Annotated in this window: 6 protein-coding genes, 1 tRNA gene and 1 pseudogene; 4 read left to right on the forward strand and 4 right to left on the reverse strand. The window is 54.0% G+C overall.

Annotated elements, in window-relative coordinates; translation table 11 throughout:
• Nucleotides 1–3: 3 nt before the first annotated feature.
• Both GOW04_RS18595 and GOW04_RS18600 read right to left on the reverse strand, forming a co-directional pair.
• Nucleotides 4–1,224 (reverse strand): winged helix-turn-helix domain-containing protein, encoded by a 1,221-nt coding sequence (locus GOW04_RS18595; protein ID WP_171233578.1) that lies wholly within the window; start codon nt 1,222–1,224, stop codon nt 4–6.
• Nucleotides 1,221–2,246: a LacI family DNA-binding transcriptional regulator gene (locus tag GOW04_RS18600; protein ID WP_152459531.1), complete on the reverse strand. Its 1,026-nt coding sequence runs from the start codon at nt 2,244–2,246 to the stop codon at nt 1,221–1,223. Before GOW04_RS18600 ends, GOW04_RS18595 begins: the two co-directional genes overlap by 4 nt.
• Before the next feature lie 114 nt (nt 2,247–2,360).
• Here GOW04_RS18600 and GOW04_RS18605 point away from each other — a divergent pair.
• A tRNA-Arg gene (locus GOW04_RS18605) sits at nt 2,361–2,437 on the forward strand.
• Between the two features lie 372 nt (nt 2,438–2,809).
• Here the strand turns inward: GOW04_RS18605 and GOW04_RS18610 are convergent.
• Together GOW04_RS18610 and GOW04_RS18615 are read right to left on the reverse strand one after the other, a co-directional pair.
• A pseudogene (locus GOW04_RS18610) lies at nt 2,810–3,535 on the reverse strand (IS5 family transposase).
• A gap of 158 nt (nt 3,536–3,693) precedes the next feature.
• Complete coding sequence (locus tag GOW04_RS18615) at nt 3,694–4,263, reverse strand: TetR/AcrR family transcriptional regulator (protein ID WP_171233579.1); 570 nt, start codon at nt 4,261–4,263, stop codon at nt 3,694–3,696.
• Between the two features lie 125 nt (nt 4,264–4,388).
• Between GOW04_RS18615 and gntH the strand changes: the two genes are divergently transcribed.
• The 3 genes from gntH (at nt 4,389) to GOW04_RS18630 (ending at nt 8,679) form a co-directional block, all read left to right on the forward strand.
• Nucleotides 4,389–5,582 carry a guanitoxin biosynthesis MBL fold metallo-hydrolase GntH gene (gene gntH, locus GOW04_RS18620; RefSeq protein ID WP_171233580.1) on the forward strand — a complete coding sequence of 398 codons (1,194 nt, stop codon included), beginning with the start codon at nt 4,389–4,391 and terminating at the stop codon, nt 5,580–5,582.
• A gap of 9 nt (nt 5,583–5,591) precedes the next feature.
• Nucleotides 5,592–7,403 (forward strand): hypothetical protein, encoded by a 1,812-nt coding sequence (locus tag GOW04_RS18625; protein ID WP_171233581.1) that lies wholly within the window; start codon nt 5,592–5,594, stop codon nt 7,401–7,403.
• 148 nt (nt 7,404–7,551) lie between these two features.
• Entirely contained in the window at nt 7,552–8,679 is a 1,128-nt protein-coding gene (locus GOW04_RS18630) for a HupE/UreJ family protein (RefSeq protein ID WP_171233582.1), read from the forward strand.
• The last annotated feature ends 147 nt before the right edge of the window (nt 8,680–8,826 follow it).

The raw sequence follows: 8,826 nt of genomic DNA on the forward strand, positions 1-8,826 counted from the left end.
GCCCTATTTAGGGTCTTTCAGCCAGCCCCTTGCAAATTCCACTTGGGTAACGCCTGCCAGCCGGCGCACCCGGTCCAGCTCGGCGTTCAGGCGTCGGGTGCGGGCGTCAGACCAGCGCACCCCGCGTTCGGGCCAGAGAGCTTTGACATGCAGCAGGTCGCGATCGCGATGCGCCTTCATGTCGATCCGGCCGATCAATCGATCGCCTTCAAGCAAGGGGAAGACGTAATACCCATATGTGCGCTTGGCTTCGGGCACGAAAACTTCGATACGATAGTGAAAGCCAAACAGCCGCTCGGCCCGGTTTCTGTCCCGAAGCATGGGATCAAACGGGCTGAGCACGCGAATCCGACCGGGCGGTTGCGGCAAGTCGGTTGCCCGATCCATCAAATCAGGGCGGGCAAAGGTTTTGCGCAGGCGTCCATCGGCGCAAGTGGCCTCGATCTCTTCGATATTTCCTTGAGCCAACGCCGTGGCACACCAGTCTTTGGCTTCGGCGGCGGTAACCGTGCCCCAGAACGCGGCCAGCTCTCCGGACGTGGCAAACCCCAACCGGTCCAGCGCTGCGTTGCACAGCCAATCCACGGTCGCCGTCGCATCACAGGCCATGTTCCCGGGGCACAGGTGGGTTTCGATCACACGTTCGGTCAGATCATACCGTTTCTGAAACCCGTCGCGGCCCACAACGGTCAGGGCCCCGGAACGCCACAGAAACTCCAATGCGGTTTTTGACGGGTGCCAGTCCCACCAACCGCCCGAGCCTTTCTTTTCATCCCTGCCAACGTCTGACGAACACACGGGCCCGTGGTCGCGGATGTGTTGCAAGACAGTCTCGAACTGTTGCTCGAACCCATCCCGCCGCCAGTTCTTCCAACGGGCCTTCAACAGATCCGCATCACGCTGAAAGCGCAGATGCCAGTGCGGATAGAACGACATCGGGATCACGGCCGCATCATGTGTCCAGTGTTCGAACAGCGCTTTTTCCCTTTCATAGAGCCTTTTCAGGTTGGCGCTTCGATACGCAGGCCGTCGGGAAAACAGGATCATGTCATGAGCGCGGGCAACCGTGTTGATGCTGTCGAGCTGCACGAACCCCAACCGCTGGACAAGGTCCAGAAGCTCGGCGCCCTTGGCCGCGCCCGCGGGCCGTTCGGCCAAAGCATGGCGATCCAGAAAAATGGCGCGGGCCGTCCGGTTGTCGAGCCGCTTCAGGGGCGTATTCATCGTCGTTTCAGGGTATCGCCATAGCTGATCTTGGGGGTCAGCGTGACCCGTGTCTCGATTTCGGAATCCGGGTCCTTCAGGCGTTCAGCGATGATCTGCGCGGCCTGACGTCCTATATCCAGACGACAGGCATCCATCGTCGCCAATTTGCGCGGAAGACCCTGCAAAAGTTCCACGTTGTTGAACCCGGCCAGACCGATCTGCCCCGGAATATCCACGCCTTGCTCCAGCAGGTACAACAGGCCACCGGCTCCGATCATGTCGTTGGAATAATACAGGAAATCCAGATCGGGCGACCGGTCAAGCATGGCCTGTGTCATCTCGCGCCCCTTGGCCAGGGCAGAACCGCCGGAATAGAACTCGCGATCTTCGATCTCGATCCCGTGTTTGCCCAGCACTTCGGTAAACCCTTCAAAGCGTTTTCGAGCGCGGTGATCCAATGGCATCTTGGTGCCCATGAAGCCGATATGTTGATACCCGGCCTTCAGAATCGCCTGCGCCATCTCGCGCCCGGCGCGGCGATGCGAGATGCCCACCATCGCGTCGACAGGTTTGCCGTCGGTATCCATGATCTCGACCACCGGAATGCCCGCCGAATCCAGCATGGCGCGGGCCGCGTCGGTGTGTTCCAGCCCGGCAATGATTACGCCCGAGGGTCGCCACGAGAGCATCTCGTACAGCACTTTTTCCTCTTTCTCGGGCAGATAATCCGTCACGCCAACCACGGGTTGAAGTTCGGTATCTTCCAGCACCTGATTGATGCCGGTCATCACCTCGGGAAATACCATGTTCGAAAGCGAGGGGATGATTACCGCGACCAGGTTGACCCGGCTGGATGCCAGCGCGCCCGCGATCTTGTTGGGGACATATCCCAGCTCTTTTGCGGCGGCCAGAACGCGGGTGCGGGTGGCGTCGGACACATCCCCCCGGTTACGCAGAACCCGGCTCACCGTCATCTCTGAGACACCGGAAGCCTCGGACACATCACGAAGGGTAAGCGGGCGTTTGGTTTCACTGTTCACGGGAGGCACCTGCGTAGTTGTTTTGTCCGATGCTAGCGCGAACAGGTCGGTGTGTACAACAATTGTGCAAAGGCGATGACAACACGGAAATTCCCGGTTACAGAAGGCGGGCGCGGCCCCGTGGCTCAACTGGATAGAGCAGCCCCCTCCTAAGGGGCAGGTTGCAGGTTCGAATCCTGCCGGGGTCGCCAGTTTTTGTAAGTCTTTATTTTAGTGATCATTTGGCGTGCGTGGTGTCACGGGGGTGGTGGACTTACACGACGAATTTAAAACACGAAAAGTAGGCCATGAGTAATGATAGGAACCTTGAGCAACCAAGCGGACCCGGTACAGCTTGGCGGGTTAGGATGTCTACGCCCAAGATTTTAAAGGGCACCACTGATCCAGAGACGGGTAAACCTTTTGGTCGAAACATCACAAGAAGCCTTGGAGGTGTTTAGCACAAAGTCACGGCACGACTAAGTTACGCGAGGTGGAACTTAGCAAGGTTCGAGAGTTGGAATTACAAGCGCTAGCCTCAGAGCTCATAAGCAGTATATGACGATAGCCGCGAGTGCGATTGCTTACAGGAAAGTCTTCGGGCAGCGGTCGTATCGCGTTGAAACTCACCGCCAATCTTTCAACCTGCCGAACATGATCTCATTACGGTTGCGACGTTTGTAGCGTCGCTTGTCGTATCGGATGGGCTTCTTTCGCTGTCTTCGACCAGGTGTGCAGGCCTTTATGCCTTTGTCTTGTAACGCTTCTCTGAACCAATCGGCATCATATCCACGATCTCCAGGCAGCCAATCCACGTCCGGCAGACCGTTTAGCAGGGCCTTTGCATCGGTATCATCACTGACCTGACCGGCGGTCATAAAGAAGTTCAACGGGCGCCCCTGGCTGTCACAGATGGCATGTAGCTTCGTGTTCATGCCGCCTTTGGTGCGTCCCCTCTCGGCAGCATCCTGTAGATGCGCCTGCCAGGCAGTGTATCAGTCGTCCTCGCCCCCATTTTTGACCCCAAGATTGGATGCCATGCGGTGCGCCTTCAGATAGGTCGCATCAATCACCACGGTCATTTCTTCGCCGTGATCGGCGGACAGGCCCATCATCATTTCCGCGAAGATGCCCTTATCACTCCACCGCTTCCAACGGTTGTACAAGGTCTTGTGTGGCCCGTATTTCTTGAGCTCATCGCGCCATCTTAACCCGTTACGATTAATGAATATAATCCTGCTCAGAACACGCCTGTCATCGACGCGAGGTTTCCCGTGGGACTGCGGGAAGAAAGGCTCAAGACGCGCCATCTGCGTGTCCGTTAGTCAGAAGTGATCAGACATGTTAATCGCTCGTTTTCGAACCGTGAATCACGCCGCATAACTTAATTCAATGGGTCATGAGTCTGGTAAAACTAGTGGTCCGTTTCCAGCAAGCATCCTAATCTGGCTAGTATCCTGACTTTTTTCTACTTTCCAATAAGAATTGCGTGTTCCCGTTCGATGACCTTTTCCCAATCGCCTTGCGCCTTCAGACCAGTCGAAGAGTCTCCCATTAGCGACGTGACCATGAGTCTTCCACGCGCTTTCGCTTCCTCATTCGAGAAACCGGCCTTTTCAAACATCCAGGCGGCAAATTGGAAGCGTTTGCCGATGGTTCTTTGATACGATTCTTTCACCTTCTCATCGGTATTCGCCCAGACTGAGACAGCGTGATCAGGCAATGCGGCGTCCTCTTCAATGACCTTTTTCATAAGAAGAAGAATTCGGTCTTCCGGGGGGCCGCCAAATGTCTTTGCCTGTGCGATCACTTTGTCAGTCAGTTCCTGCTCCCAATATCTGAGAACCTCATCCAAAAGCTCACGGACGTTTTTGAAATGCCAATAAAAGCTACCGCTTGTCAGGTTCAGTCGCTTTGCCATTGGTACGACTTTTATCGCGGAAACGCCGCCCTCGTTCAGGACTTTGTAGGCCAGCAATATCCAGTCTTCTTTGGTCGCGGCGTTTTTGGGTGAGGCTCGGGTGATAGTTTCTGACATTCAGATTACAGCATTCTTTGTTTGACATAGAGCAGTCTATGGACTTACCGTAGAGAAGTCTATGGTTGACTGGGAGTTCACGACATCGTGCTCTCCCAAACGCCATGCAGAAAAGGGGGGGATCAATGAATAGCATTATGAATTCCACGACTGGCGCACTATTGGCTTTGGGTTTGTCGTTGGCCGGCACCGCTTCAGCGCAAAACGCGCTGCCGACTGGTCGAACTGCTTCTGCTATTGAATATGGTGTTTATCCCGCGTCATACTTTCCCAACACTGAAATCCTGGGCGCGGATGAAATGCGTATCACGGCATTGGGGACGGGGATGCCCAACCAAACCAAAGCTGCCGTTTCGATTTCATTTTATGTTGAACTAGGAAATGGAGACGTTTTCCTGTTTGACGTGGGCACGGGTGCAACTGGAAACTTGTTTTCATTGAGACCGGATTTTGCGAAGGTCGATAAGGTCTTTTTCAGTCATTTGCATGTCGACCACGTTGGAGACTTCATGGGTCTTCATGTTGGGGGTTGGCTTTCGGGCAGATATACTCCGCTCCGCGTCTTCGGCCCGTCCGGATCAGAGGATGAACTGGGCACCAAAGCCTATGTAGAAGGCATGTCAAAAGCCTATGCTTGGGATCTGGCCACACGTACAGGGGCGCTGCCGGATGATGGTGCCAAGCTTGAAGTTACCGAATTCGATTACATGCAGGAAAACGAGATCGTTTATCAGGAGAACGACGTAACTATCCGGTCCTGGCCTGCCATCCACAGCTTAGATGGCTCGGTGAGTTATTCTCTGGAATGGAATGGGCTGAAATACGTCTTTGGCGGAGATACTTACCCGAACAAATGGTATGTAGAATATGCCAAAGGTGCGGACATCGCTTCTCACGAGGCGTTTCTACCACCGGATGCGCTGGCCCCGTACTTTGGCTGGGACATGAAACAGGCGACCTATGTGGCCACGCGCGTTCATACCGAACCTGCGGCCTTTGGCAAAGTGATGTCTGCGGTCGAACCGCGTATGGCGCTGGGGTATCACTCTGTTCTTTCACCCGAGAATTATCAGGCGATTTTGGAAGGTGTCCGTTCGACTTACGATGGACCGCTCACACTCGCACGAGATCTTCAGGTGATCAACGTCACCAAGGACCAGATCGTTGTTCGGGAAGCGAGTGTTGATGACTATGCGTTGCCACCTGCTGTGAGCGACGAGTACATCACTGCCCAACGTTCAAAAGAAAAAGAGCCGTCCGACAAAGTCAAAGCGGGAAAATGGGAGGGTTACACGCCACCGCCAATGCCGGAAAATTAAAGTTCAGGGGTGAACAAAATTCCAATTTGGCAGTATCTGTGCCGACTATTTCTGATGCTGAGCCTGATGGCCTCAGGTGCACGCGCCGTTTCGGCGGATGTCGTTCTGACTAACGGATCAGAAGTCGCCCCCAACATCGCTGTCCTTCATATCAAAGACGATGGGGTCTACGTCGACCTTGAGATCTATATCGAAGATATTCCGTTGTTTACTGATATGTTGCCAATCGGTTGGTCATCGGATTTCGTCGAGAGTAAGCCGGAGGCTGAAAAAGAGACCAATCAAGGTTTTGCCCAAGCCGAAAGCCGGGCGTTATCGATTGTTGGAAGGGACAATCAGCCCCTAAACGCTGAAATCAGAAATTTAGAATACCGAACACGCATCGACCGGGCCTCGCCACTTGCAGGTCAGCGGAATCCATTCTCGGGTCAAATTGTTCCCAGCCCGCCAAAAGATCCGCGTGTTCTGTTCGTCAAAGCGTTCTTTGCGTTTCAAAACACAGTTCCCAACGAGCTGACTATAATGCCTCCATCGTGGGATGGTGAACCACTGGCGACTATCGGGATGCAGGTTTTTGACCGTGAGGTTCCGGTCACCGATTTCAGCTTCTTGTCAAAGCCGGCAGAGTTAAGGATTCACTGGCCTGATCCGTGGGATAGCCGTTTTTCTGCTGAAAGCCTAAATCGACAAGCGCAGGACGGGACATCCACCTTTCTCTACATCGAACCTCGTGAAGTTCGGCATGAAACGCTGATCCGCTTGCGTGAACTGGCGCCTTGGATTGGTGAAACTACCGAAGTCGGTCAAACACTTTCGCCACAGCGTAGCGCCATGATCGTAAACCAAGCGGCGTCCTTCCTGGCTTCTCGTAACCCGGTGACAATTGATGGCAAATTAGTGCAACCGTCGAACGCTACAGCAAAGCTTCTGGAGCTGACATCGCAGGGTTATCAGGTTGTCGAGCCTCGAAAGGAAGTGTCCGTGAACAATGCGTTTATCGGAGCTATCCTGTCCTTCTCATCGGTAGAACTTCCCGATCAGGTGACAGTCACATGGGATATGTTTGACGAGGAGATTTCCCGCGTCGCAACGATTTCAAACGATATCGCAGGGCCGTTCTTTGGGGCCGTTTCATCTGCTGACCCGCAGTTTCACTGGCAGAACCACCTGCTCCAGTACCAAAGAGCATCTGTTACTCAGATTCCAGTTGAGCAGCAGAAACGGCAGGACCCGGCTTTGGCGTTGATCGCCGGGATTATCAGCGCCGTCTCACTCGGTTTTCTCCTGCTAACCAGGGACAAAGTCGCAAAGCGTGCCAGTTGCGTGACTGTGATTGCCGCTGCTTCGGTAACGTTTGTATTTTCGGGATATTTGCCGGAATTACCCTGGAATAAGCCCGAGCCCCCTGAGCAGCAGGTTGCGGAAGACATACTGCGCTCGATGGTCAAAAACTTGAACACGGTGACCCTGGAAACTTCGCCGGCAGCAAGAAAGGCAGAGCTGGCCCACATTGTAACGGCGGCATCTCTGGGCGACATCGCAACAGAGGTAGAGCGTGGTCTCGTGATCCGAACGCCAGGAGGCAGTCTTGCTACAGTTACAGATATTAGTGCCCTGAAAGTAGAGCGCGTTGACCCGACCCTTAAACCGGGTGGATTCAGAACTCTGGCAAAATGGACAGTGAAAGCCCAAGGTGGTCATTGGGGGCACGCCCATATACGCGCGGTTACGTTCCGAGTGCTGGCCGAGTTCATACCTGAGTCAGGGCAATGGAAGCTGGATGGATTAACTGTAATCGAGGCTCGCGATCCAAATGCATAAGTATTTAAGATCAAAGGTTTTTACTTTCGGCGCTCTGTTTGTCGGTGTGCTTTTGTCACTGACGCTATCAGCCTCGGCGCATTTTTTGCTTAACCTCAACGTTCGAATTTCGCATGTCGAGCATTCCGAGGGCGGTCTGCGTGTCTACATGCGTACGCCCATGCCTTATCTTGTTGCAGATAAGGTCGGTGATCAGAATGGTGATGCCTTGCCGGAAGCTGCACCATTCACGACCAATGCCATGAGCGACGGTCAGTTGGTCCATTTTGTCGACTTGCAGGCTGTCATGAGCGATCCCAATGGGCTGGGGCACCTCGCGGAAGGTGGGTTGCATCTGTTGGTCGACAATCAGCGCTTGAGAGGAACAGTTAAGTCCGTTCGCTTGCATCGCGTTGGAAATGAGCCCGGATTTGCATCTTTGGCCGAAGCTCAACAGGCCGTGGACACCGAAACGGCCTTAATGCCACCGCTTTTTGTTGGTGATACGATTGTCGACCTCGTCCTGTATTATGACACTGACGGCCCAATCCAATCGTACAGCATTTCTAACGTGCTAGACCCCGGCTTGCCGGATCAGCACCAAACGGCCAACCTCATTCTCGACTACGCGTCTGACACGCCTCAGATATTCCGATCTCGGGGCCTGATGACTGAACCATTGGTGGTTCAGAAGAAGGGGTATGGAGGATTCCTCAGTTTCGTCTGGGAAGGCATACGACATATCCTCGAAGGGTTGGATCATGTCTTATTTGTTGTGTGTTTGGTCATCGGAGCGCAGACACTCAGGGCACTATTGCTGCGTGCAACCGGTTTTACCGTTGGGCATAGCGTGACGCTGTCTCTGGGGTTCTTCGGGTTTGTGCCATCGGGCGCGTGGTTTGTCCCTGCCGTCGAAACCGGGATCGCGCTTTCTATAATTTTTGCAGCCGCAGCAGCGTTTATGAGTTTTAAGGACAACGCGCGTTCTGAGGGCACGATGGTGCTTCTGACGACACTGATTGGCCTCCTGCATGGTCTTGGATTCAGTTTTGTGTTGCACAAGATATTGCAGGTCACATCCCCAAACATCTGGCAGAGCTTGCTTGCTTTCAACCTTGGCGTCGAGCTTGGCCAAGTTGCCATTATTCTTGCACTCTGGCCCGCCTTGATAATGTGTCGGCGCGTGAACTCCAGTTTGTGGATGTCCCTGCGAGTGGGCTTAGCCGGTGGGTGTGCGGCTATCGCCTGCTTTTGGACCGTTCAGCGAGTTGCCGAGGTTTATTCCACGTTGGCTTAGGGTCATTGCGAAGGCGCGGTATGTGATGGTCGCCTAAGACATGCGGACTTCGGCTGTTCCGAAGCATAAGACAGATTAGGCTTATTTTGTTAAAAAACTCTTCCTTGATCGGTGCATGAACTGCTGATTCAATTCTTCCAATGGGTG

It is taken from the genome of Ruegeria sp. HKCCA4812 (assembly GCF_013034245.1).
GTDB lineage: Bacteria > Pseudomonadota > Alphaproteobacteria > Rhodobacterales > Rhodobacteraceae > Ruegeria.